This window comes from Streptomyces sp. NPDC006643 (assembly GCF_042870175.1).
In the GTDB taxonomy this organism is placed as follows: Bacteria; Actinomycetota; Actinomycetes; order Streptomycetales; family Streptomycetaceae; genus Streptomyces.
Map to the genome: position 1 here is coordinate 14,716 of NZ_JBIAHA010000035.1, position 22,053 is coordinate 36,768.

The window sequence follows — 22,053 nt, forward strand, 5'->3', positions numbered from 1 at the left end:
TCACCTCGCCTTCCCTCACCTCGCCTTCCCTCACTTCGCCCTCCCCCACCTCACCTCTCCTCGGCCGGCTTCATCACCGGCCGTACCGTCGTCGCCGCGCTCCACGCCCGGTGCTGCGCCAGCTCCGCCGTCGGCGCCTCCGCGAGCACCATGCCCGTGCATCCGCGCTGGTCCCCCACGTGCCGCACGGCGTCGCCGGGCGCCCGTACCGGGTACCAACTCACGTCCCCCGGAAAGGCGTTCAGCCCCTCCAGCCCGGCCCACCCCTCCAGTACGCCCGGCTCGTCCGCGTACACGAGGACGAACGCGACGGCCGGTCCGGTCGGCAGCAGCGGCGCGTCCAGCAGGCGCGGGCGGCGGCCGAGGGTGACGTCCACCAGCGCCTCGTACACGTTGACGTCGAGCGTGCGGCACATGGCCTCGGCGACCAGGGCGCCGCCGATCCTGCGGTTGATCTCCACCAGTTCCGGTCCGCGCCGGGTGAGGACGAACTCGACGTGCGCGAAACCCTGATCGTGTCCGGCAGCCGCGAGGACCGCGCCCACCCACCGCTCGATCGAGGTGAGTTCGTCGGCGGGCAGGGCCACCGGGAAGGCGGCGGCCTCCTCACGTACGGCGGGACGGCGTGACGTCTGCCGGCTCAGCACGCCGAGCAGCCGTGTGTGTCCCTGCCAGCTCAGGGTCTCGGCGCTGTAGAGCGGCCCGGCGAGGAAGGGTTCGGCGAAGAGCCGCCCGTTCAGCCCGCCCGGCGCGCGCCCGCGCTCCGCCGCCTCCGCCAGCGCAGCGCCCAGCGCCTCCTCGTCGTGCACGATCCACACGTCACGCGACGACGTCCCGGCCGACACCTTGAGCACGGCGGGCAGCCCGACACCCTCGCGCACCAACTCCGCGCTGCGCGGGTGCGGTTCGACCACCAGCGACGTCCCGGCGCTCAGCCCCGCCCGGTGCAGCGTCTGCCGTACGCGCGCCTTGTCACGAAGATTTTTTACGGCCTCCGGATCCGGACCCGGCAATCCGAGTTCCTGTGCGAGGTCGGCCGCGGGCGCGCTCCAGGTGTCCGTCGTGTTGATCAGCCCGGCGAGGTCGGTCACGCTCGCGAGTGCGCGGCGTACGGCGGCCGGGTCGAAGGTGTCGACGTCGATGACGTCGATCCCGCTCTCCGTCGCCAGCTCGTGCCGGTACACGCTCCGGTCGCCGGTCAGCAGCACGAACCGGTGCCCGGCGGCGTCGGCCGCCCGCGCCGTGCGGCCGAGGCCGAAGGAGAGGGCTTCCAGGGCGGCGATGGTCATCGGCCCGCCTCGCTGTCGGGTGAGCGCAGCTCGGGCGCGACGACCGCGTTCGGCGGCGCGGGCCGGCCCGCCCACTCCATCACGGCCCAGGGCGGGCGGAGTTCGGCGAGTTCGTCGATCCGCTCCGGCTTCAGCTCGCTCGGGTCGGACGCCTCCGTGTGCCGGGCGAACACCCGCTCCGCGTAACGGTGTCCGGTGTCGGCGCCGAGGACGAGATGCGTGCGGTGCGGATCGCGCGCCGCCTCCCAGGCGGCGACGAGATGCGCGGCCCCGGTGGACAGTCCCGCGAACACCGCGTGCCGGCGCAGCAGCGCGACGGCGCCGGCCATGGCGTGCCGGAAGTCGAGCCAGTGGACGGTGTCGTACAGTTCGTGCCGCACATTCCCGAAGGGGATGGAGCTGCCGATGCCCGCGATGATCGCGTCCGGATCGCTGAAGCCCTCGCTGCCGAACGTCACGCTGCCGAAGGGCTGTATGCCCACCAGCCGTACCGTGCGGCCCTCCGCCCGGACGTCGGCGCGCAGCGCGCGGGTGAGTCCGCCGGTGGAGGCGCCGGTGCCGACGGTGCCGACCACGGTCAGGTCCTCGCCGGGCAGCGCGGCGGCGGCGAGGGCGGCCAGCTCGCGGTAGCCGGCGTGGTGCACGCCGTCGTGGTACTGCCGCATCCAGTGGAAGTCCGGTCGGGCGTCGAGGAGTTGACTTACGTGCCGTACGCGCCGCTCCTGGTCGAGGCGCAGACTCTGCGACGGCGGCATCTGGTCGACGGTCGCGCCGAGGACCTCCAACTGGGCGCGCATCGTGGCGTCCACGGTGGTGGAGGCGACGATGTGGCAGCGCAGCCCGTAGCGGTGGCAGGCCATGGCGAGCGCGAGGGCGTAGATGCCGCTGGAGCTGTCCACGAGGGTCTGTCCGGGCACGACCCGGCCGCGTGCCAGCAGTTCGCGTACGGCGCCGAGCGCCGCGTACACCTTCATGGTCTCGAAGCGGGCCAGCACCACGTTCTCGGAGAGCCGGAGGAAGGCCGGGGCTTTCATGGCGTCGGTGATGTGGTCGTGCACCGGGACCGACAGTCGGGGGGTGGCGGGGCTGAGCTGGGGCATGGCGTACGGGTCCTCCGGGGGCTGTGGAGCGTGGCGTACGGGAACGGGGTGGGGGCGCGGGGAGGTGGGCCGCGTCCCCTGACGCCGGACGGCGGGGTCACTTCTTCACACCCCGGACGATCAGCCGGCGCGAACTCTGGTCGTAGGGGCCGCCGTCGAAGTCCCCGAAGCACTCGACGTCCACGAAGCCGGCCGCCACGAACAGGTCGTGCAGTTCGGCCGCGCTGTAGAGGAACGACCTGATGGACGCGGTGCGGGCGCTCTCGCCGCGTACGAGCGTCCAGTCGGTCCGGAGCCTGCGCCAGCTGTCCAGGACGGTGTCGCGCTGCACGACGTACGAACCGTCCGGCAGATCCACAGCCTGTGGACGGCCGATCCAGCCCGCGAGCACCTCCTTGCCCATGACGTCGACCAGCAGCCGGCCGCCGGGGGCGAGGCTCTGCCACGCGTTGCGCAGCACCTGGGCGTTGTCGTCGGCGTCCTCGAAGTAGCCGAAGGAGGTGAAGACGTTGAGGATCACGTCGTAGGCACCGGGGGCGGTGTACGTGAGCATGTCCTCGCGTACGAGCGTGACGTCCGTCCCACGGCAGGCGGTTTCGGCGCGCTCCAGCATGGCCGGGCTCAGGTCGACGCCGGTCACGCGGTAGCCGCGGGCGGCGAGGGGGACGAGGAAGAGGCCGGGGCCGCAGCAGAGGTCGAGGACGCGGGAGCCGGGCGGGAAGTCGAGGAGCGGGGCCGTCCGGACCAGTTCGGCGACGGTCTCGGCGCGGGTCCCGGAGAACATCGCCGGGGCGAAGTCGACCCAGAGGCTGTCGTCGTCGTACCAGTCGTCGCCCGCCACGTCGCCCGCGCCGTGGTTCGCTCCGTGGTTCGCTCCGTCGCCCGCTCCGTGGTTCGCTCCGTCGCCCGCTCCGTGGTTCACTCCGTCGCTCGTCAATTCGGCCTCCAGGTCCGGCGGTTGGTGCGCGTCCTCCTGAGTTGTCGCGGCGTGTCGGGCCCGAGTTCCCGGCGCGTGCGAAATCACGGAGGGTGGCGAGAGATCGCCATGACGGGCGGGGCGGGAACCGAGCAGCCGGCGCCCGCCGTTCCCACTTCGACAAACCATCCAGAACGGACAGGAGGCCCGCGCATGATCGACCTGATCCCAGGGGGGAACGTGTCGTTGCCCGGCGGCACGTTCGCGGTCCGGGTGCCGGGGCCCTTCGACCTGTCCGTGCTGATCACCGGCGAGGACGGAAAGGTCTCCGGCGACGGCGACTTCGTCTTCTACAACCAGCCGTCGGCACCCGGCGCGAGTCTGCGCGCCGACACGGTCACGGTGAACGTGGGGCGGCTGCGGGCCGGGGCGAGCCGCGTCACGGTGGTGGTGAGCGCCGCCGACCCGGCGGTGCCGCTCGGGCGGCTGCCCGCGCCCACGATGTCGGTGACGGGGAGCGGGGGTGGGGGCCTCGCCCGGTTCACACCACCGCGCCCGACGCAGGAGAGCGTGCTGCTCCTCGCGGAGATCTACCGCAGGGGCGGCGGCTGGAAGCTGCGGGCCCTGGGCCAGGGTTACGCGGACGGGCTGGCCGGGGTCGCGCGGGACTTCGGCATCGAGGTGCTGGAGGACAGCCCGGCCGAGAGCCCCGAAGGCGGTGACGGCGGCGGTTTCACTGCCCTCGTCAACGCCGAACGCTCCCGCTCCGGCGCTCCCCCGGTCACCGCCGACGCCCGCCTCGCGTCGGCAGCACGGGCGCACTGCGCCGCCATGGCCGCCGCCGGCCGGCTCGACGCCACCCCCGGTCCGGGCCGCTCGGGCGTCTCCCTCCACCAGCGGGTCACGGCTCAGGGATACGCCTATCTGACCGTCGCCGAACAGCTGGTCTCCGGTCCTCGCACGGACGCCGACTTCCTGGCGTACTGCCTCGCCGACACCCGCATGGGTCGTACGGTGCGCGACCCCGCCCTCGCGGAGGTGGGCCTCGCGCACGCCCCGGCAGCCGACGGCGACATCTTCTGGACGGCGGTGTGGGCCCGCCCGCTGACCCCGCACGGCCTGGCGGCCGTCGCGTCCGACGTCGTCGCGCTCACGAACGCGGAGCGTACGGCCGCCGGACTGCGCCCCCTGGCCGGCGACCCCCGGCTGACGCTGGCGGCCCAGGCGCACAGCGACGACATGGTCGCGCGGGGCTTCTACTCCCACACGAGCCCCGACGGCCGGCAGCCGTGGGACCGGGCAGCTGCCGCGGGCTGCGCGCACCGGGGTATCGGCGAGAACATCGCGTGCGGTCAGCGGTCCGCCGCCGAGGTGGTCCGGGGCTGGATGGACAGCCCCGGACACCGCGCCAACATCCTCAAGCCGGATTTCACCCACATAGGCATCGGCCTGCGCGGCGGCGGCGAGATGGCCATGTACTGGACCCAGCTCTTCGGTCTGGCCGGATGAACCGGACCGGGCCGTCTCCGGGTGACCGCGGGCCCGGCTCAACTCGCGCAGTACACGTCCCGCTCGGGCCGCTCGCCCGTCTTCAGGAACGTGCTGACCTTGCTGTTGCCGCAGGCGTTGCCGTTGCCCAGATACATGCCGTGCCCGCCCTGGTCGACGGTGACGAGCCGGGCCCGGTCGCCCAGGGCCTCGCGCATCTTCAGACCGCCGAAGTAGGGGGTGGACGGGTCCCGCAGGCTCTGGATCATCAGGACGTTGGACGGCCCCCGGTCCGTGATGCGGGTCGGCTTCTCCGTCGAGCCGTTCTTCCAGAAGGCGCAGGGCCCGACGTTCTGCGGCATGCCGGCGGTGAGCGGATAGCGGGCGCGGTCCTTCTGCGTGGCCCGCGCGTATCCGCCGACGGAGGTCGGCCAGCGCACGTCGTTGCACACGACCGCGATCGTGACCGTCGCGTCCTCGTCACGCAGCGGCTGGGCGATGTCGGGGGTGAGAACCGGCGTGGCGGCCGGGTCCCGGGCGTCCTTGAGGAGCCGGGCGAGCTGGGGGAAGGCGCCGTCGCTGTAGAGGCCGTTGAGGAACGCCTGCCGCAGCATGTTGCCGGTCAGCGGGTTGCCCTCGGTGGTCGACTCCTTGGGCGTCCGGTCCAGTCGCGCCGCGAGGGTGAGATACAACTCCCGCACGTCCTCGGCCTGTTCGCCCAGCCGGAGCCCCTCGCCCTCCGTGTCCCGCGCCGGGTCGGCCGCCCATGCCGCGAAGTCGGGGAAGCGGTCCTCGACGGCCTGCGACGTGTTGGCCATCCAGCCCCGCTCGACACGCGTCGAGTCCGGGTCGGCGCTGCTGTCGAGCACCCAGCGGTCCGTACGGTCCGGGTACTTCTGCGCGTACACGGCCCCGATGTACGTCCCGTACGAACTCCCCCACGCCGACAGCTTCTCCTCCCCCAGCGCCTGCCGGAACCGCTCGATGTCCCGCACCTCGTTGGCCGAGGTGAGGCTCCGCAGGACCGCGCCCCCGTTCTCGTCGCACGCCTCGGCGGTACGGCGCGAGCGGGCCACGTTCTCGCCGATCTGCCCGTCGGCGCCGGGCCAGGACCGCAGGTTCGCCAGATAGCGGTCGTCCGCGTCGAGCCCGCAGTTCGCGGTCGTACTCCCACCGACCCCGCGCGGGTCGAAGCTCACGATGTCGTACGCCCCGTCCATCTCTCCCTGTAGCGCCTTCCCCTTCCGTGCCAGCGCCTGCACCCCGGACCCGCCGGGCCCCCGGGAATCATCAGCAGCGTCCCGCGCCGGGCCGCCGCGTCCTCGCTCCGCACCCTCGACACGGCAAGCGTCAACTGCCGCCCACCGGGCTCCCGGTAGTCCAGCGGCACCTCCAACTCGGCACACTCCTGCCCCTCGGGCCCCCCGGCCTGGGCGCAGGGTTTCCACGTCAGGCCCGGCCCCGCATCGGCCCGCGCGGCGCCCGTGCCCCCGACGGTCAACGAGCCCGCGACGGCGGCGGCGGAGAGTGCGAGGAGGAGAGTTCTCTGGCTGAGATTCCGGTAAGTCGTCATGCAACAAGGGTTGTTGAGGGGGCGTAGGTTTCCCATGCGGCAGGCAGGCATCCATGAGGTGGGGGTATCCCCCGAGGCCGCACTCAGGAATCGAGGGGACACACCGCTCCGATGCCCGACCACTCGGACGCCGCGCGTGCGGCGGAGGATGAAGGCTGCCTCCGCCGGGTCATGGCCGTACCCCTGGTGATCCTCCACGCCCTCGCGACCGCCTGCTGTTACTCCGCGCTGACCATCCGCCCGTCGGGCACCTGGGACGACGACGCCTACGGCGCGATCACGCTGTCGTGCTTTCTCACCATCGCTCTCAGCGCCGTGGCGCTGCTCATCACGGTCGTCCCTCCCTCGGTGCGCCGGGCCATGGGACGCCGCTGGCTCGTCCCACCGCTGGCCCTCGCCGCGATCGCCTCGGTCCAGTGGGCAGCCGGCGGCTGACAACGCCCGTGCGAGCGAGTCCCGGCGCGGTCGTCACCAGTCGCGCTCGGCGACCAGCTCCTCCAGATCCGCGTCCGCGAAGCCGTAGGCGTCCGCGATGAACCCGAAGTCCCCGGCTATCTCGTCACGCGCCACGGTCTCGATCTCACTCCCCGCCGCCCAGAACTCCTCCTGGAGCTGGTTGAACTCCTCCGTCGCCACCGCCGTCAGCGCGTAGAGGGCCACCAGATCGACCGGCCGCTCGGTCTCGATGCGCTCGCACAGCCGGAGCAGAATCTCCCGCCCCTTGTCGAGGAGCCGGTCCGGGAAGTACTCGTCCGGATACAACGCCCGCAGAAACACGCGCCCCGCCACCTGCTGATTCGTGATCGACACGGTGATCCCCATCCCCTTCGAAGAGCCGACGCGCCGATCCTGCACCACGGGTCTGACAACGCGCTCCCCCCTGGAAATCGACCAGTTGGGCGAAGAGGTCGCGGAGACATCCCCGGAGCGATATCGTCGCGACTTCAACCAATTGCCGCATCTGGGGCGCCTGCGGGCGTACCGGGGAGGAACCAGACTTCGATGAGCCGCCGTTCTCACGGACTGATAGGTACTTGGGCGGAGATCCAACAGCAGCAGAGACGCCAGGAAGAAGCACAACGGCGTTCGTGGGCGCAGGCGCAGCGGGAGCAGGAGCGTCAACAGCGGGCCGCAGAGCGGGCGGCGTCGCGCAATCGGCGCGAGCAGCAGGCCGCCTACCGGCAGCGGCGGGAGGCCGACGCTCGGGAGCGGACCGAGGAACTCGACCGTCGTGTGCGGGGGTTGGAGAACCTGCTGGCCACGGGGTGCGCCGCGCCGGGGTTCACGCCCGACTCGCTCGCCCGGCCCGAGCAGGTTGAGCCGTTCGCCCCGGGGCAGCTCGCCGTACCCGTACCGATGCCGGACCCGAACGCCTACCCGCCCCAGACGGGCGGCGGATGGGGATTCGGGGCGAACCGACAGGCACAGGAGCAGGCCCGTGCGCGGTTCGAGTACGACTGGCGGGCGGCACAGGAGGCGGAGGTCAGGCGACGGCAGCAACTCGACGCGTACCAGCGGCAGTACCAGCAGTGGGCCGAGGAGCAGCTGGCGGCGATACGCGCCCACAACGCGGGCATCGCGGAGCTGGTCGCCACCCTCCACCGGGGCGAACCCGGCGCCGTCGTGGACTACTTCACCGCCGCGCTGTACGCCTCGCAGAGCTGGCCGGAGGACGTGCCGCGGCAGGTCTCCGCCTCGTTCGACACCGCCGCTCGACAGCTGATCCTGGACTGGGAGTTACCCGGTCTGTCGATCGTGCCCGACGCGGCACTCGTGCGATACATGCCGGGGGCCGACAGGGACAAGGAAGTACGCCGTCCCGCCGCCGAACGCCGCGCGCTCTACCGCGACGTACTGGCCCAGTGCGTGCTGCTCGCCCTGCACGAACTGTTCGTCGCCGATCGGTTCGGCGTGCTGGACTCAGTTGTCCTGAACGGTTTCGTGGACGACACCGACCCCGCGACCGGGCATCGGGCGCAGAAGTTCCTCGCCACGGTGATGGTGTCGCGCGCGTCGTTCGAGCAGGTGAATCTGGCCCAGGTGAGCGCCCCCGACTGTCTGGTGGACGGCCTGCGGGGCCAGCTCTCCGACCGGCCGGACCGGGGAACAGCCGTACGGCCGGGCCGCCGGCCCGGCGAGGCCGGCCGCAATGTCGTCACACACGGCGGCGGCGAGGAGCCGGACCTCTACGAGATGGATCCCCTGGAGTTCGAGGAGCTGGTCGCGGAGCTGTTCCGGGCGATGGGCATGCAGGCCGTCACGACGAAACGCTCGGGCGACGGAGGCGTGGACGTCGACGCGCTGGATCCCGAGCCGATCCGCGGCGGCAAAATCATCGTGCAGGTGAAGCGGTACCGCAGCACCGTCCCGCCGAGCGCGGTGCGCGATCTGTACGGCACGGTGCAGGACGCGGGCGCGAACAAGGGTGTGCTGATCACGACTTCGGCCTTCGGTCCCGGATCGCACGCCTTCGCCGCGGCGAAGCCCCTGACGCTCATCTCGGGCTCGGAGCTGGTCGACCTCCTGCATCGGCACGGTCTGAGCGGACGCCTCGGCGGACCCACTCCGCACTCGCCGCGACCGGAGCCCGTGTCCGACATGGATACGGATACGGACGCCGAGACCGATCCGGATCCCGAACCCGCGCTCGACGATGCGAGTGTGCTCGGTCTGGCCTGGTCCGGCAGTGTGGCCCTGGACGTGTGCGCTCTTGTCTGCCGGGGCGGCCGGGTGCTCGCCGAGGACCAGTTCGTCTTCTTCAACAATCCCCGGACTCCCGACGGCAGCGTGCAGATGATGCCGGGCTTCGGTGAGGACAAGGCCGCCGTCTGGGTACGCTTCGAGGAACTTCCCCAGGATGCGGACCGGCTGGTGCTCGTCGCCGCCGTCGACCCGGAGGTCAACCCCGACGCAGACCTCTCCGGTCTCACCAACGCCCGCATCCGGCTGTCCGAGCCGTCGGGAACGGGCATCGACGAGCTGCCCGTGTCGGACGGCCGCGCCGGCGAGACCGCGCTCGTGCTGGGCTCGTTCCGCAAACGGGCGGGCGGGGACTGGGACTTCGTCCCCGGCGGGAAGGGGTACCCGGGCGGGCTCGTCGCTCTGGTGGAGGAGTACGGCATAGACGTCGCGTAGCGGCCCTGGGCTGGACCGGAGGGGCACAGTGGGAACGGCGAACCGCCCCGCCCGGGCCGGTCAGGGGGAACAGCAGTCGGCCGGCGGGCTCGTGGTGTCGAGGCGGCAGAAGCACGACGCGTTGATCGGGACGTCCGCGAGCGCGGTCGCGAGGGTGAGTTGGTGGGACACGATCTGTGCCTCGCCCGTCTTGCCGAGCCGTACCAGGCACTCGTGGAATCCGTGCAGCGCCCACACGTTGCCGGGGTGCCGGGACGGTCGTGGGAGTGTGCTGTCGAGGCCGAGGTCCGCCCGGTACACGGCTTCGGCCTCCGTGACCCTGCCCTGTTCGAGCAGCAGGGCCCCGTAGGCGTGGCGGGTCGGCTGCATCCATCCCCAGGGCTCGTCGAAGGGGAGGCTGTCGTCGAGCGCGATCGACCGTTCCAGCGAGGCGAAGGCCTGGTCGTACTCGCCCTTGCGGTAGTGGAGTTCGCCGTCGAGCATCGCGGACGCGACAGCGAGGATGTCCCGGCAGGTGTTGTTGAAGAGCATGCGGGTCTCGGGCACCCGCTCGACGGCGCGGTGGAAAGCGTCGCGCTCGGCCTCGGCCTCGGCGATCCGTCCGGTCGCCGAGTACGCCACCCCCCGGGCGTACCGGATCATCGCGGTGGTGACGCAGTACAGAGCGGCTTCCGCCGGCCGCGGCAGGGCGAGGATGTCGTCCCACCGTCCGAAACGGATGAGCACGTGCACCCGCATGGCCAGGAAACCTTCGAGCCAGTCCGCCATGGGCGGGCTCTCCACACGCAGCAACTCCTCGGGGACGGAAGCTTCGAGCTGTGCGGCGGTTTCCAGAGCGGTCCGGGACTGTCCCAGGAACATCGCCCCATAGATCTTGAAGTGGTAGTTGTGCGAGCGGTAGAGCGTGTAGAAGTTCATCGCGCCCGCTCGCCGCCGGTATCGCTCGTCGGCCCTGATGGCTTCGCTGTTGGCCGATACGACGCGCCGGTAGTCACCGCACAGCACGTCCAGATGCGACGGCATGTGGTGCAGGTGCCCCGCGTCGGGCATGGATCCGCGCAGCCGGTCGGCGATCACCAGGGCCTTCTCCGGTGTCGGGGACATCTCCATCAGATGGATGTACAGGTGCTGCGCGCCGGGGTGTTCGGCCCCGGCGTCGCTCAGCAGTGCCCGGTCGAGCACCGCCTTCGCCTCGGCCGTGCGGGCGCCGGCGGCGGGCTCGCCCGTGCGCAGGTCCCAGAGGCGCCAGGGGGTGAGGTTCATCAGCGCGTCGGCGTACAGCGTGGCGATGTCGGGATCGTCGGGCGCGAGTTCGTAGACGCCACGCATGGCTTCGGCGTAGGGCGGGTTCCAGACCGAGCAGTCCGCCGCGGCCTCCGCTCGCGGATAGCGGGCGCGGAGCGCTTCGACGAGGGCGCGCTCGACGGGTGTCGCGCCGGCGGCGCACGCGCGGGCGCGCTCGACGGCGGCATGGGTCCCGCTGACGGTCCGCTCCAGGTCGAGCGGGTCGAACGAGTCCCACGGCTTGTTGTAGTTCGGGCCCAGCGCGTACGCGACGCCCCAGTGCGCCATGGCGCAGCCGGGATCGGCGGTCGCCGCTTGTTCGTAGCAGCTGACGGCCTCTTCGTGGTTGAACGCGTAGGTCCACGCCAGCCCGCGGTCGAACCAGCGTTGCGCCTCGGCCGATTGCGTCGAGACGGGCCGCGTGAGTGTCCCGAGGTCGAAGTACTCCATGAACATCTCCTTCGAAGGATGGTGCCGCTCGACCGACGCGCGTCGCGATCTTACGGTCCGGTGACATGCCGTGGCGGGTGCGTTCCGCTCCGTGATCGCGGGCCTAGCGTGGGTGTCATGCGTGTACTTGTCACCGGCGGAGCCGGGTTCATCGGGTCGGAGATCGCGGGCGCCCTCGTCTCGCGCGGCCACGAAGTGGTCGTGTACGACGCGTTGCTGCCCTCCGCGCACGGCGGGGCGCCGCCCCGGCCGATGCGCGACGGGGAGCGGCTGGCGGTCGGGGACGTGCGGGACCGGGAGGCGGTGGAGGCCGCGCTCGTCGGGGTCGACGCCGTCTGTCATCAGGCGGCGATGGTCGGGCTCGGGAAGGACTTCGCCGACGCGCCCGCGTATGTGGGGTGCAACGACCTCGGCACGGCCGTGCTGCTCGCCGCGATGGCCGGCGCGGGTGTGCGGTCGCTGGTGCTCGCCGGGTCGATGGTCGTGTACGGGGAGGGGCGTTACGACTGCCCGCGCCACGGTGTCGTCCGGCCGGGACCGCGTGCCGCCGCCGATCTGGAGGCGGGCCGGTTCGAGCCCCACTGCCCGCTCTGCGGGGCCGAGTTGACGCCCGGACTGGTGGGCGAGGACGCGCCCACCGATCCCCGCAACGTGTACGCGGCGACGAAGCTCACGCAGGAACACCTGGCCTCCTCGTGGGCGCGCGCCACGGGTGGACGCGCCGTGTCGCTGCGGTACCACAACGTCTACGGGCCGGGGATGCCCCGCGACACCCCTTACGCGGGTGTCGCCTCCTTCTTCCGGTCCGCGCTGGCGCGCGGCGAGGCGCCCCGGGTGTACGAGGACGGCGGCCAGCGGCGGGACTTCGTGCACGTACGGGACGTGGCCGCCGCCAATGTGGCCGCGCTCGACGAGGTCTGCGCGACGCGGACCCCCGGCTTCGCCGCGTACAACACCGGCAGCGGTGAGCCGCACACCATCGGTGAGATGGCCGCCGCGCTGGCGGCGGCGCACGGCGGGCCCGCGCCCGTGGTGACCGGTGAGTACCGCCTCGGCGACGTACGCCATGTCACCGCCGACTCGCGGGCGTTGCGCGACGAGCTGGGCTGGAAGCCGGAGGTGGGGTTCGCGGCGGGGATGGCCCGGTTCGCGACGGCGCCGCTACGGGAGCCGGGTGACGTAGTCGCTCAGGCGCGCCTGTAGCTCCGGATACGGCGTCCCCTCGGGGACGCCGCCGCCGCCCCGTACCGCCTCGGCGACGGCGACCGCCGCGTGGAGCGCGGCGCGGTACGGCAGGGAGCCGGTGCTCACGCGGCGTACGCCCAGCTCCGCCAGCCCGGCCGGCGAAAGGGCGGGGATCGCGAGGACGTTGAGGGGTACGGGGACGGCGGCGGCCAGTTCGCGCAGCAGGGCCGGGTCGGTGGCGCCGGGGACGAACACGCCGTCCGCGCCCGCCTCGACGTAACGGGCCGCGCGCTCCAGCGTCGTGGTGACGGTGGCGTCCTGGCCGAGCCAGTACGTGTCGACGCGCGCGTTGACGAACACCTCGGGGCAGCGCCGCTTCACCGCCGCGACCTTCGCGGCGTGCGCGGCGGGGTCGATCAGCGTCTCGGCGGTGCTGTCCTCGATGTTGACACCGGCGATGCCGCCGCCGGCCGCCGTGAGCGCGGAGACGTACGCGGCGACCTCGTCCGGGTCGTCGGAGTAACCGTCCTCGATGTCCACGCTGACATGCACCGGCAGCGGCGCCAGCGCACGGGCCAGGGCGAGATTCGCGTCCCGCGTGGCCCGGCCGCCGTCCGGCCGCCCGAGCCCGGAGGCCACCCCGAAGCTGGTCGTGCCGACGGCCTCGAAGCCCGCGTCGACGAAGGCGAGGGCCGAGGGGACGTCCCAGGCGTTGGGGAGGACCAGGGGGCCCGGCCGGTGATGCAGTTCGCGGAAGCCGCTGGGTGAAGGGGAGCGAGTCATGTCCGTACCGTACGGAGCGCCGCCCCTGGTCGGCGGCAATGACTTCTGCGAGCCTGGACCGATGCGGGAGTGTTGGTTCTGCGGTGCTCCGGTGGACGCCGGTCAGGTCCACCGCGTCGAGCTGGAGGGCGGGGGCGGCGGTGGCCCCCGGACGGTGCGGATTCCCGCCTGCGCGGGCTGCCGGAGCGGCTACCGGGCCCACAACGAAGAGGGCACATCCGTCGCGTTCGTCTGCTGCTTCGTCGCGCTGTTGGCGGGCCCGGCGGCGATCGTGTGCGCCGTCGGACTGCGCTCGCTCGTTCTCGGTGCGGTGGGTCTGCTGCTGGCCGGGGTGTTCGTGGTCTCCCTGAGGTCCATGATCCGGCACGACCGGCGGAACACCCCCGCGCCGACCCGGAAGCAGGGGGGCTGGGCGAACCGGATCCACAAGCACGCGGAGATCGCCGCGCTCGTCGAGGAGGGCTGGTGGGTGAAGGGGTACCGGCCCCGCCACGGCGGCGCGTCGGGCGGTCCCTGACGGGGTCCCCGACGGGCCCCTGACGACGGCCCCGTACACGGCACCGTACGACGGCCGCGTACGACGGTCGCGTCAGGCCGCCGGCACCGGGAGCGTCACCTCGAAGCAGCAGCCGCCGCTGACGTTACGGACCGCCGCGCGGCCCTCGTGGGCCTCCACGATGCCCCGCACGATCGCGAGCCCGAGGCCCGCACCGGCCGGGGGCGTACGGGCGTCGGAGCCGCGCCAGCCCGTGTCGAACACCCGCGGCAGGTCCTCCTCCGGGATCCCGCCGCAGCCGTCCGTCACGGACAGCACGACCCCGTCCGCCGCGTGCCGGGCGGTGACGGCGACCGTGCCGTCGGCGGGGGTGCGGCGGATGGCGTTCACCAGGAGATTGCCGAGGACGCGGCTCATCTCCTTGCTGTCGACCTCCACCGGTACGGCGTCGATACGGTCCCCCACGAGCCGTACGCCCAGCTCACGCGCGAGTGGGTCGGCGCCGGCCAACGCGTCGCCGACCAGGTCGTAGACGGAGATACGGGTGGGGGTCAGGGTGAGTGACCCGGCGTGGATCCGGGAGAGTTCGAAGAGGTCGCCGACCATGCCGTTCATGCGCTCGACCTCGGTACGTATCTGGCGCAGATAGCGGCGGGAGTCGACGGCCATGCCGTCCTCCAGCGCCTCCGACATGGCGCGCAGCCCGGCGAGGGGCGTCCGCAGATCGTGCGAGATCCACGCGACCAGCTCGCGCCGCGAGGCCTCCAGCGCGCGCTCGCGCTCCCGTGAACTGTCCAGCTTGGCGCTGGTCGCCGCCAACTCGCGGGTCAGAGCGGCGAGTTCGGCGGTGGCGGGCTCGACGGGCGCGGCGAAGACACCGCCGTCGCCGAACGACCGGGCGGCCAGGGTCAGATCCCGGCTGCGGGCGACCATCCACCGCCCGAGGAGGACGGCGGTGAGGAGGGAGACGACGGCGGCCATCGCGACGACGGTCGTGACGACGCTGAGATCGTGCGGCGACAGGAACATGGCCCAGGCGACGGCGAGCGTCCCGGCGAGCATGGCGGTCACGGCGACGGCGGCGACGACGGTCACGGACACGACGAGCGACCGGTGCCGGAAGACCCTCAGCGCGAGCGCCCCGAGCAGCCCGGCGACGCCGGCCCCGAGAAACGCGATGAGTGCGATGAGCAACATGTCGGTCATGGGCGGCCGGGTCCTTGGCGGAGGGCGGGGGCGGCGCCGTCGGCGTCCCGGGACTCGTCCGGCGTCGCGGCCTGCGTCACCGCCTGCGTCGCGGAATGCTCCGCGGGCTCCGGCGACGTCAAGCGGTATCCCACTCCCCACACCGTCTGGATCAGTGTCGGGTGGGCCGGGTCGGGTTCGATTTTGGTGCGCAGGCGGCGGACGTGGACCGTGACCGTCGACAGGTCGCCGAAGTCCCAGCCCCAGACCTCGCTCATCAGCTCCTCGCGCGTGAACGCCCGCCCGGGGTGCCGCAGGAAGAACGCCAGCAGGTCGAACTCGCGTAGCGTGAGCGGCAGTTCGGTGCCCTCGCGGGTCGCGCGGCGGGCCGCGGGGTCCAGGGTGAGCGTGGGGGTGCGCAGTACGCTCGCCGTCGGTGGCGGCAGCGGCAGCCGGGCGCGGCGCAGGACCGACTCCACCCGCAGTACCAACTCCCGTGGGCTGAACGGCTTGGTGACGTAGTCGTCCGCGCCCGTCTCCAGGCCCAGCACGCGGTCCTCCTCGTCCCCCCGCGCCGTCAGCATGATCACCGGTACGGGGCCGCCCTGTTCACGCATCCGGCGGCAGATCTCGAAGCCGTCCATGCCGGGCAGCATCAGATCCAGGACGACCAGGTCCGGGCGGCGCCGGGTGAAGTGGGCGAGCGCGGACGGGCCGTCGGCCGCGCGGACGACATCGTGGCCGGCCCGGTCGAGGTAACCGGCGACGACCTCGGCCACGGTCGGATCGTCGTCCACGACCAGCACATGAGCGGGGGGCACCGGCGACCCGGGGGGATTGTTGTGCATACGTCCACCCTCGCACCCCGCCGCCCGCGACCGTCCCGGCAGGCGCCCGCAGCCGTCGGACGTCCGTGTTTCGTAAGGTCCAGAAGTCCGGAATGCGGCTTAAGGGTCCGTAGGGTGAACGCCGTGACCCACTTCGCTGACCTCTCCGCCGACGTCGTCCTGCCCTGCCTCGACGAGGCAGCCGCACTGCCCTGGGTGCTGGAACACATCCCCGTCGGCTGGCGCGCGATCGTCGTCGACAACGGCTCCTCGGACGGTTCGGCGGACGTCGCCCGCGCGCTCGGCGCGACCGTCGTGCACGAACCCCGGCGCGGATTCGGCGCCGCCTGCCACGCGGGCCTCCTGGCGGCCGAGGCCGAGTACGTCTGCTTCTGCGACTGCGACGGTTCGCTCGACCCCGGGCTCCTCCCCGACTTCGTACGCCAAGTCGCCCTCGGCCGCACCGACTTGATGCTCGGCCGGCGCCGCCCGCAGGGCCGCGGCGCCTGGCCGACGCACGCCCGCGCCGGGAATCTCGCCCTGTCCCGGATGCTGCGCCGCCGTACCGGCGTACGGCTCCATGACCTCGGCCCGCTGCGCGCCGCCCGCCGCGCGGACCTGCTGGCGCTCGGCCTCACCGACCGGCGCAGCGGCTACCCGCTGGAGATGGTCGTGCGCGCGTCCGACGCGGGTCTGACGGTCACCGAGACCGATGTGCCGTACCTGCCGCGTACGGGGAAGTCCAAGGTCACCGGCACCTGGCTGGGCACCTGGCACGCCGTGCGCGACATGCGCGCCGTGCTGCGCCGGCCGGCGGTGACACCCGTACGGGTGGAGGCCGCCAAGTGACCACGCTCCCCACCCTCCTCGTCATCGCCAAGGAACCGCTCCCCGGCCGCGTCAAGACCCGCCTCACCCCGCCCTACAGCCCCACCGAGGCCGCACTCATCGCCGAGGCGGCGCTCGCCGACACCCTGCGGACCGTCCTCGCCGTCCCCGCCCGCCGCCGCGTCCTCGTCCTGGAAGGCCGCCCGGGGCCCTGGCTGCCGCCCGGCATCGAGGTGGTGCCGCAGTGCGCGGGCGGGCTGGACGAGCGGCTCGCCGCCGCCTTCGCCGGGTGTACGGGGCCGACGCTCCTCGTCGGCATGGACACCCCGCAGCTCACCCCCGAACTCCTCGACCCCGTCGGACTCGGCGACCACGACGCCTGGTTCGGGCCCGCCGACGACGGCGGCTTCTGGGCGCTCGGTCTCGCCGCGCCCGAGTCCGCGCCGCCGGATCTCATCCGCGGGGTGCCCATGTCCGTACCCGAGACCGGCGCCGTACAGCGCCGCCGTCTCGTCGACGCCGGGCTCACCGTGCGCGATCTGCCCCGGCTCCGCGACGTGGACTCGGCGGCCGACGCCGCGCATGTCGCGGCGCTCGCCCCGCACGGGCGGTTCGCCGCCACCCTGCGCCGGCTCACCCCGGTGGGCGCCCGATGACGACGGAGACCACCGAGACCACGGAGAGCACGGACATCGCGACCGCCACCACCTGGAGCGGCGACCCGTACGCCGACGCCCTGCGCGCCGGGCGCGGCCCGCTCTTCCTGCGCCGTACGGACGGCTGGCTGCTGCCGCTGGACGTCGAGCGGTGGTGCGCCCGCGCCGACGCCGCCGACCTCTCCGCCCTGCACCGCTGCGAGGGCGCCGTCCTGGACGTCGGCTGCGGCCCCGGCCGCCTCGTCGCCGCGCTCGCCGCCCGGGGGCGGCGGGCGCTGGGCATCGACGTCAGCGAGGCGGCCGTCGAACGCACGCTGCGCCTCGGCGGCTCCGCCCTGCACCGCTCCGTCTTCGATCCCGTTCCCGGCGAGGGGCGTTGGGGCACCGTGCTGCTCGTCGACGGCAACATCGGCATCGGCGGCGACCCGGCCGGTCTGCTCATCCGGGCCGGCGGGCTGCTGACGCACGGCGGGCTGATCATCGCCGAGACCGCGCCGGTGGACATCGACGAGCGCGTACGCGTACGGGTGGACGACGGGCGCCGCCCGCCACCGGGGGCCGCCGGGTCGCACTTCCCGTGGGCCCGGCTCGGCACCCCGGCGCTGCTCCGGTACGGGCGGGCCCTCGGCTGGCTCCCCGTCGATCAGTGGGAGGCCGAGGGCCGCCCCTTCGTGGCCCTGCGCCGCAGCACCGCCCGGGTGACCAGGCAGAGCGCCGAGCAGGCGAACAGGGCGGCCGTCACCAGCAGCCAGCGGGTGAGGAACCCGTCGGGCGACAGGGCGGCGTACGGCTCGTAACGCCTCACCCGCCCCGTGATCAACGGGAACCACACCAGCAGGAGCAGCAAGGACAGGAAGGCCGGTACGCGTACGAAGTTGACCAGCCGGCGCCGGGGTCCCAGCGCGGCGGCCACCGCACGGTCGGCCGCCGTGTACACCGGCAGCAGGACGAGATCGTGGACGAGCGCGGCGCCCACGAACCACACCACGATCAGGAAGGTCTCGCCCGTCAGCAGACGTACGCCCACGTAACCCGCGAAGGCGAGTGTGGCGAGCAGCAGCACGAGCTGGAACGGGCTGTCCAGCAGGGCCCGGTACGCCTGCCGGCGATTCACCCTGTTCATCGGACTCATCAGACCGCTCCGAACGTCAGCTTGGTGACCCACTTCGTGTTCAGCACCCCGGGCGCGGCCGGGACGATGATCCGCGCCGGAAAGCCGTGGTCGAGCGACAGGTCCGCGCCGTTGACCCGGAGCGCCAGCAGTGAACGGCCGTCGCGCACCTGGTTGTCGCGCAGCGCACCCGTCCGGAAACTGCCCCTGCGCTGGAGGGATTCCACGAACACCCCCGGTGGGCTGTCGGCCGGGGATCCGGCGAGCGCCGCGAGATCCCGCAGGCGTACGCCGCGCCAGGACTGGTTCGACGTCGCCCAGCCCTCCACGCACGCGATCGGCAGCTCGGAGGTGTGCTGCGCCATGGCGAGGAGCTGGGCGCGCGAGAGCGTGACCACCCCGGCGGGACCGCTGAGGGTCAGCCGCCACTCGTCGGCCGTGGTCTGCGCGGCCCCGACCCCGACGGACGCGGCGGTCTTGTTGATCTGGAACCCGTTCGGGCCGCCGCCCGGGTCCTCCCAGCCGTGCGGGGCGAGCAGCGCGGTACGGCGCAGCGGCCCGTCGAAGCTCCGGCCCGCCGTCGTGAGCAGCATGAACAGCGAGCCCGCGCCGACGACGGCGAAGGCGCCGCGCCGCGAGACGGTCGGGGCGGCGGGCCTCGGCGACGCCAGGTCGTCGTCCGCGGGGCCACCGGGCGCGCGGTACGCCCCGGCGCCGCCGCCGGGCCGGGAGTCGCCGACCGGCCGGGGGTCACCGCCCCGCCGGCGCCCGGACCGCAGTTCACCGCTGCGGATCGCCGCCAGCGCCTTCGGCAGCTTCAGCGCCGCGTGCGCCACGAACCCCGCGAAGAAGACCCACGCCCCGTAGAAGTGCAGCGGATAGAAGGACCCCGGGAAAAGATAGTCCAACTGGATGTTGAGCACCCCGGTGATCAGCTCGAACAGCACACCGCCCACCAGCAGCAGCAGCGAGATCCGCTCCAGCGCGTGCGCGAGCGACCTGACCGGCGGCAGCGCGAAGAACCTCGGGATCACCGACCAGAGCTTCGCCAGCACCACCGGGATCAGCGCGATGCCCACCGTGACGTGGAAACCCTGCGTGAGGCGGTAGAGCCAGTACGGGTCCGTCGGCCAGTCGAAAAGATAGAAGCCCAGCCATCCCCGGTCCGGCGTCTTGTCGTTGACGGACGCGAGATCCGGGTTGTACGCCGCGTACGACAGCAGCCCCGTCACGAACACCAGCGTGAGCCCGACCAGCAGGACGAGACCGAGCACCGCCGTGAACCGGACGCCGCGCACCGGGCTGCGCCAGAAGCCGGGCTCGGTCGGCAGCGGCGGCAGCGGCGGCAGCCGAGGCCGCGACTTGGAGGGGCTGGAGGGCGGCGGGCGGTGATCCATGCGGCGACCGTAAGCCCGCGCACCCACCCGGGAGGTGGTACGACTTCTGACGAAATGGTGACGTGGCCCCGCCGCACCGTCCCATCGGATCACCCGCTGCTTAACGTGCCAGGGTGAAGACCGACGAACGCGGACACCTGACGGCGGACACCCATCCCCCTGACGGCGCGCCCCGCCCACCCCACCGCCGGGATCTGATCGCCGCCTCGGTCGGCGTCGCCCTCCTCGTCACGGCCTCACTCGTGGGCTGGGCGATCCAGCGCTCCGACGGCAGCCTCCAGGTCAACTGGCCGCCGCTGCTGGGCACATGGGACCCCCGCTTCGGCCCCGGCACCCCCGCCGCGCTCACCGTCGCCGTCCTGGTGATCGTGTACGGTCCCGGCCTCGCCACCCGGCTGCCCTGGCCCGCGCTGCTGCTGACCACCTGGGCCGCCGCGCTGGCCTGGACGTTCTCGCTGGCGCTCGTCGACGGCTGGTACACGGGCGTGGCGAAGCGGCTCACCACCAAGCACGAGTACCTCACCGTCGTCGACCGGTTCGCCGACATCGGTACGACGCTGCGCGGCTTCTCCGACCACATCGTCATCGGCCCGCCCGGCAACTGGCCCGCCCATGTCGCGGGCCACCCGCCGGGCGCCACCCTCACCTTCGTCTGGCTGGACCGGATCGGCCTCGGCGGCGGCGCCTGGGCGGGGACCTGGTGCGTCGTGGTCGGCGGCTCGGCCGTGGTCGCCATCCTGATCACCCTGCGCGTCCTCACGGACGAGCGGCTGGCACGCCGCGCGGCGCCGTTCCTGGCGCTCGTCCCGGCCGCCGTCTGGATGGGCACATCGGCCGACGGCTACTTCGCGGGCGTCGCGGCCTGGTCGCTCGCCCTGCTCGCCCTCGCCGCGACCCGCACGGTCCGCCTCCCCGCCGTGGCGGCGCTGGCTGCCGGGCTGCTGTACGGGTTCACCTGCTACCTCTCGTACGGGCTGACGCTGATGGCCGTCCCCGGCCTCGGGATCCTGTTCCTGGCCCGCACCGCGCGCCCGCTGCCCCTGGTGCTCGCGGGGGCGCTGGTGACCCCGGTGGCGTTCACGCTCGCGGGGTTCAACTGGTGGGAGGGGTATCAGGAGTTGGTGGTGCGCTACTACCAGGGCGCGGGTGGGGTGCGCCCGTACTGGTACTGGATCTGGGGGAATCTCGCCGCCACCACCCTGGCCGTCGGTCTCGCGACGGTGGCGGGCCTCGGCCGGGTCCTGACGGTCCTGACGCGGGCGCCCCGCGCCGTACGGGAGCTGCGCACCGCGCCGCCCGGCGAATCCCAGGAGTCGGCCGCGCTCCGGCTCGCCGTCCTCGTCCTCGTGGCGCTGCTGGCGATCCTCGCCGCCGATCTGTCCGGGATGAGCAAGGCGGAGACGGAGCGCATCTGGCTGCCGTTCATGCTGTGGCTGATCCCCGCCACCGCCCTGCTGCCCGGCCGGCGGCGGGGGTGGCTGGCCGGGCAGGTGCTCCTCACGCTGCTGGTCAACCACCTGGTGTTCACCGGGTGGTGACAGCCTGGTGTTCACCGGGTGGTGACGCCCCAGGGTTCACCGGCCGGTGACGGCGCGTCAGGCAGATGTCAGGTGGTGGCGGCGGTGGTCGTCACCGTCGTCACCACGATGACCGCCATCAGCGCGTCCTCCGCCGCCTTGACCGCCTGGCGCACCGCGGGCCCCGCCCACTCGCCGTGCGCGATCTTCTCCATGTTCGTCTTCGCGGTCGCCAACTCGGGCTTCTTGTAAAGCAGTCCGTGCAGCTTCGCCCCGTGCAACAGGGCCACCAGGCTCGCCGTCCGCTCGTCGGCCGGCGCGCCCCGCAGCACGACCGCGTCGAGGTGCTGCCGCAGCAGGCTCTCCGCCGAGCCGTCGGCCTCCGGATAGCGGGTGACGGGGAAGAGGCCCAGCACCTTCTTCTTCTCCTCCCGGACCAGCCCCTTCGCCACGAGGTTCTTGGTCGTCCACGCGACCGCGTCCCGCCTCAGATGCTCGACCCACTCCTTCGTCTTGCGCGGCCGGGACTTCTGCCGGGCGTCGATGTCGGCGAGGGCGGCGTCCAGGACGGGGTCCGCCAGCGGCGCCGTGTCGAGGACGGTGACCTGGTCGCCGTCCACCTCGATCCGGCCCGCCAGCGCCAGCTCGACCAGGGACGCGGCTGCGATGGCGAAGGCGACGTTCGCCGGCTGCTTCTCGACGCCGGACTCGTCGTCCAGCGACAGCAGGAGCAGCTGCTCGCCCAGGGTGGTCTCGACGGGTCCGGTGTGCGGCGAATTCGTGGGCAGGTCCATGGTCCTCGTCTCTCCTCGAACGGTGCGGGTATGCGCACG

Annotated in this window: 19 protein-coding genes and 1 pseudogene; 9 read left to right on the forward strand and 11 right to left on the reverse strand. The window is 72.8% G+C overall.

Features of this window, described 5'->3' with window-relative positions; all coding sequences use genetic code 11:
• Positions 1 to 50: 50 nt before the first annotated feature.
• From ACFYNU_RS35135 to ACFYNU_RS35145, 3 genes are all read right to left on the reverse strand, one after another.
• Entirely contained in the window at positions 51 to 1,289 is a 1,239-nt protein-coding gene (locus ACFYNU_RS35135; protein ID WP_356595283.1) for an ATP-grasp domain-containing protein, read from the reverse strand.
• Positions 1,286 to 2,389 carry a pyridoxal-phosphate dependent enzyme gene (locus ACFYNU_RS35140; RefSeq protein ID WP_356595281.1) on the reverse strand — a complete coding sequence of 368 codons (1,104 nt, stop codon included), beginning with the start codon at positions 2,387 to 2,389 and terminating at the stop codon, positions 1,286 to 1,288. Before ACFYNU_RS35140 ends, ACFYNU_RS35135 begins: the two co-directional genes overlap by 4 nt.
• A gap of 97 nt (positions 2,390 to 2,486) precedes the next feature.
• Positions 2,487 to 3,173, reverse strand: coding sequence for a class I SAM-dependent methyltransferase (locus ACFYNU_RS35145; RefSeq protein ID WP_356595313.1), 687 nt, complete (start codon positions 3,171 to 3,173; stop codon positions 2,487 to 2,489).
• Positions 3,174 to 3,518: 345 nt separating this feature from the next.
• Here ACFYNU_RS35145 and ACFYNU_RS35150 point away from each other — a divergent pair, with 345 nt between their 5' ends.
• Positions 3,519 to 4,814, forward strand: a complete 1,296-nt coding sequence (locus tag ACFYNU_RS35150; protein ID WP_356595279.1) for a CAP domain-containing protein — start codon at positions 3,519 to 3,521, stop codon at positions 4,812 to 4,814.
• A 38-nt stretch (positions 4,815 to 4,852) separates the two neighbouring features.
• Here ACFYNU_RS35150 and ACFYNU_RS35155 read toward each other — a convergent pair.
• Positions 4,853 to 6,366: pseudogene (locus ACFYNU_RS35155) on the reverse strand (alpha/beta hydrolase).
• 111 nt (positions 6,367 to 6,477) lie between these two features.
• Between ACFYNU_RS35155 and ACFYNU_RS35160 the strand changes: the two are divergent.
• Positions 6,478 to 6,801, forward strand: a complete 324-nt coding sequence (locus tag ACFYNU_RS35160; RefSeq protein ID WP_356595277.1) for a hypothetical protein — start codon at positions 6,478 to 6,480, stop codon at positions 6,799 to 6,801.
• A gap of 33 nt (positions 6,802 to 6,834) precedes the next feature.
• Here ACFYNU_RS35160 and ACFYNU_RS35165 read toward each other — a convergent pair whose 3' ends face one another.
• Entirely contained in the window at positions 6,835 to 7,176 is a 342-nt protein-coding gene (locus ACFYNU_RS35165) for a DUF5713 family protein (RefSeq protein WP_356595275.1), read from the reverse strand.
• A 192-nt stretch (positions 7,177 to 7,368) separates the two neighbouring features.
• Between ACFYNU_RS35165 and ACFYNU_RS35170 the strand changes: the two genes are divergently transcribed.
• Positions 7,369 to 9,501, forward strand: coding sequence for a restriction endonuclease (locus ACFYNU_RS35170; RefSeq protein WP_356595273.1), 2,133 nt, complete (start codon positions 7,369 to 7,371; stop codon positions 9,499 to 9,501).
• 60 nt (positions 9,502 to 9,561) lie between these two features.
• On the opposite strand, the gene ACFYNU_RS35175 is transcribed toward ACFYNU_RS35170, so the two are convergent.
• Positions 9,562 to 11,235 carry a hypothetical protein gene (locus ACFYNU_RS35175; RefSeq protein WP_356595271.1) on the reverse strand — a complete coding sequence of 558 codons (1,674 nt, stop codon included), beginning with the start codon at positions 11,233 to 11,235 and terminating at the stop codon, positions 9,562 to 9,564.
• A gap of 117 nt (positions 11,236 to 11,352) precedes the next feature.
• Here ACFYNU_RS35175 and ACFYNU_RS35180 point away from each other — a divergent pair, with 117 nt between their 5' ends.
• Positions 11,353 to 12,438: an NAD-dependent epimerase/dehydratase family protein gene (locus tag ACFYNU_RS35180; protein ID WP_356595268.1), complete on the forward strand. Its 1,086-nt coding sequence runs from the start codon at positions 11,353 to 11,355 to the stop codon at positions 12,436 to 12,438.
• Here the strand turns inward: ACFYNU_RS35180 and ACFYNU_RS35185 are convergent.
• Entirely contained in the window at positions 12,397 to 13,203 is an 807-nt protein-coding gene (locus tag ACFYNU_RS35185; RefSeq protein WP_356595265.1) for an isocitrate lyase/phosphoenolpyruvate mutase family protein, read from the reverse strand. The two genes, ACFYNU_RS35180 and ACFYNU_RS35185, sit on opposite strands and share 42 nt — an antisense overlap.
• Positions 13,204 to 13,294: 91 nt before the next feature.
• Here ACFYNU_RS35185 and ACFYNU_RS35190 point away from each other — a divergent pair, with 91 nt between their 5' ends.
• Positions 13,295 to 13,720: a hypothetical protein gene (locus ACFYNU_RS35190; RefSeq protein WP_356595263.1), complete on the forward strand. Its 426-nt coding sequence runs from the start codon at positions 13,295 to 13,297 to the stop codon at positions 13,718 to 13,720.
• 72 nt (positions 13,721 to 13,792) lie between these two features.
• Here the strand turns inward: ACFYNU_RS35190 and ACFYNU_RS35195 are convergent, their stop codons facing one another.
• Together ACFYNU_RS35195 and ACFYNU_RS35200 are read right to left on the reverse strand one after the other, a co-directional pair.
• Positions 13,793 to 14,905, reverse strand: coding sequence for a HAMP domain-containing sensor histidine kinase (locus ACFYNU_RS35195; protein ID WP_356595261.1), 1,113 nt, complete (start codon positions 14,903 to 14,905; stop codon positions 13,793 to 13,795).
• Positions 14,902 to 15,732 carry a response regulator transcription factor gene (locus tag ACFYNU_RS35200; RefSeq protein WP_356595259.1) on the reverse strand — a complete coding sequence of 277 codons (831 nt, stop codon included), beginning with the start codon at positions 15,730 to 15,732 and terminating at the stop codon, positions 14,902 to 14,904. Before ACFYNU_RS35200 ends, ACFYNU_RS35195 begins: the two co-directional genes overlap by 4 nt.
• A gap of 123 nt (positions 15,733 to 15,855) precedes the next feature.
• Here ACFYNU_RS35200 and ACFYNU_RS35205 point away from each other — a divergent pair, with 123 nt between their 5' ends.
• From ACFYNU_RS35205 to ACFYNU_RS35215, 3 genes are read left to right on the forward strand one after another with little or no spacing between them, the layout of a single operon-like run.
• Entirely contained in the window at positions 15,856 to 16,560 is a 705-nt protein-coding gene (locus ACFYNU_RS35205) for a glycosyltransferase family 2 protein (protein WP_356595257.1), read from the forward strand.
• Complete coding sequence (locus ACFYNU_RS35210; protein WP_356595255.1) at positions 16,557 to 17,195, forward strand: DUF2064 domain-containing protein; 639 nt, start codon at positions 16,557 to 16,559, stop codon at positions 17,193 to 17,195. The genes ACFYNU_RS35205 and ACFYNU_RS35210 overlap by 4 nt, the downstream gene beginning before the upstream one ends.
• A complete protein-coding gene (locus tag ACFYNU_RS35215; RefSeq protein WP_356595253.1) occupies positions 17,192 to 17,992 on the forward strand; it encodes a methyltransferase domain-containing protein in 801 nt (266 codons plus the stop codon). Before ACFYNU_RS35210 ends, ACFYNU_RS35215 begins: the two co-directional genes overlap by 4 nt.
• A 334-nt stretch (positions 17,993 to 18,326) precedes the next feature.
• On the opposite strand, the gene ACFYNU_RS35220 is transcribed toward ACFYNU_RS35215, so the two are convergent.
• Positions 18,327 to 19,703, reverse strand: coding sequence for a molybdopterin-dependent oxidoreductase (locus ACFYNU_RS35220; RefSeq protein ID WP_356595252.1), 1,377 nt, complete (start codon positions 19,701 to 19,703; stop codon positions 18,327 to 18,329).
• Between the two features lie 113 nt (positions 19,704 to 19,816).
• On the opposite strand from ACFYNU_RS35220, the gene ACFYNU_RS35225 reads away from it, so the two are divergent.
• The gene (locus tag ACFYNU_RS35225; protein WP_388768414.1) at positions 19,817 to 21,241 is read left to right on the forward strand and encodes a hypothetical protein; all 1,425 of its coding nucleotides are present in this window, start codon (positions 19,817 to 19,819) and stop codon (positions 21,239 to 21,241) included.
• Between the two features lie 68 nt (positions 21,242 to 21,309).
• On the opposite strand, the gene ACFYNU_RS35230 is transcribed toward ACFYNU_RS35225, so the two are convergent.
• The gene (locus ACFYNU_RS35230) at positions 21,310 to 22,014 is read right to left on the reverse strand and encodes a GPP34 family phosphoprotein (protein WP_356595250.1); all 705 of its coding nucleotides are present in this window, start codon (positions 22,012 to 22,014) and stop codon (positions 21,310 to 21,312) included.
• Between the last annotated feature and the right edge of the window lie 39 nt (positions 22,015 to 22,053).